General features: G+C 39.5%; 1 protein-coding gene. It reads right to left on the bottom strand.

Annotated elements, in window-relative coordinates; genetic code table 11:
- Positions 1–280: 280 nt before the first annotated feature.
- Positions 281–1945 carry an IS1634 family transposase gene (locus QUA43_RS30615; RefSeq protein ID WP_333379520.1) on the bottom strand — a complete coding sequence of 555 codons (1665 nt, stop codon included), beginning with the start codon at positions 1943–1945 and terminating at the stop codon, positions 281–283.
- Positions 1946–2082 lie beyond the last annotated feature (137 nt).

The raw sequence follows: 2082 nt of genomic DNA, 5'->3' as shown, positions 1-2082 counted from the left end.
AACCCACATTCCGCAGATGTGGGTGGAATTTTTTTATCAGTTGTAAAAAGTGGGAACCCCAAAGTTTTTCCGTTGAACTTATGCGATTTTAACGTCACGGGAGTCGCTCAAATCTCCCGAAATTAAATAAAGTGAAATAATTGACTTTTTTTAATAGCTTGATGGCGCTGTTTTCGCGAAATAACTCAGCTTTTTAGCCAAGCAAAATCCTGCCAAGAGCTAATTATCTTGACTAATAAATGTGGATTATTCACCAATATCTACAGCTTAATAACGAGCGTCATCCACCTAAAAACATTAAATAGTACCTACTGCAATACTGTCCTAAATGCTTTAATACATCTTGACGGTCTTGGGTTAAATTGCTCACTTGTTTAGAGCCATTGACCGTCACTAAATGTACCGCTTGAAACATCTGAAATATCCATCGCATTGTCGGTTTATTGGTGAGCTTCTTTACCTGATTTCTGACTCCCTCATTGGTAGCTGATAATTGTTGTCTCAATTTCCTTTGTGCCAGGGTATAAACTAACAAGCACAGTCCCATTATCATTCCTATTGCTTCGACTCGCTCGGGATTTTTCACAAAGACGCTTGATGTAAAAAACAATGGATCTTTGATAAATCTAAATCCTCTCTCGTTGCTTTGCTGCGCTTTGTACTCTAATAGTATCTGTTCGTCGCTCACCTCTTGAGTGTCTAAGATGTTGGTGGCTAATATAAATCTCCCGGCTGCGATTTGTTCGGCTTCTATTACTGATAACCTGGTTTCTATTTGACCGGTAACTTGATAAACTGTTGAATTTGTTTGGTTCTCTAGTTTCTGCTTGCTTGTCGATTTTTTGACGGGTTTTTCTCGGCATTCAATTTCTGTGATTTGGTGATACTTCCAGGTATCTGATAATCTTTTTATCGCGATTTCTGCGTCGGCTATACACGCAAACTCTTGTCTGAATAGCTTGCGTAGTGAGTCAGAAGCTGATTCTAATTGTTTCTCTACTTGCTGGGCTATTTTTTTGAGGGCTGCTTGTTTTCTGATATCGCTTTCTACTACTATCCATCTTTGTTTTATGTTGGCATACTCGCTGGTTATGGCTGCTATTTTGTAGCCTTTTATTTGAGCTGATTCCCAGTCTTTATCTTCGATAGCTGAGATTTTTTGTCTGGCTGATTTGATACTTAATGGCACTCTGGTTATCCATTTCATTCCTGCCATGGCTGATAAGTTTTCTGCTGTGTATAAGGCACTGTCTGCTACACAGATTCCGTCGAAAGTCCATTGGTTTTTAAATTCTTTGAGTCGGGCGACAAAAACGCTTTTGTCATCGGCATTTCCGTCATCTATTTTGAGATACAATGGTACGTCTCCATCACCGCTAACTATGGTGTCAATGATAAATTGTTTGAGGTCGGGTCTTTTGTCTCTTGAATATCCGTGAACGATTTTTATGGCTTTCATTTCATCGGGTGGGTCTGATGAGTCTGTTTCAATGTCTTGACTCTTTTCCTGACAAGTTTTGTATGCTCCTTCTACTGATATTGAACTGCTGTCTAGATGAACGCTGTTCATTTCTACTTGAAATTTATGAGCTGCTTTCAGGGCGATCGCTGTGAATAATTGTGTCGTTCCAGCTTGATGGTATTTGTCTAATGCTCTCCCGATTCTGTCATCATTTAATTGTTTGGGGGTCACTCCTTCTCCGATTAAATGTTCTGTTGCTTTTCCTACAAAAAATGTGTCGAATAGGTAGATTGGGGCGCTCAAAAACCCTAATCCGTTCAAAATCATCGCTTTCATGACTTGTCCTGGGCTGAGGGTTTCTTTGTTGCTTATCCCCACTTTTTTGTTGACTTCTTCTACCAATTCCATTTCATCTATTATCCCGGCTACTATTCCCAAGTGGTCTAAATTTACGATATTTATCCCCGATAATGGCTGGTTCATGATTTTTAGAGTTGCTTTACTGCAGAAATCTATTATACACTAAAAACTCCCAAACGATTGCTGTGCAATCGTTTGGGAGTTTTGTGTTTCCGAATCTATCTTCCTTTCCTTCTGCTTGAATATCTGCGGAATGTGGG

The organism is Microcoleus sp. N9_B4 (assembly GCF_036701635.1).
GTDB lineage: Bacteria > Cyanobacteriota > Cyanobacteriia > Cyanobacteriales > Microcoleaceae > Microcoleus.
The sequence above is the reverse complement of the archived record's forward strand: the minus strand, read 5'-3'. Positions and strand labels throughout refer to the sequence as shown.

Coding starts and splice junctions, on each gene's coding strand:
- QUA43_RS30615 (WP_333379520.1), bottom strand. CDS start 1,945: ATGAACCAGCCATTATCGGGGATAAATATCGTAAATTTAGACCACTTG.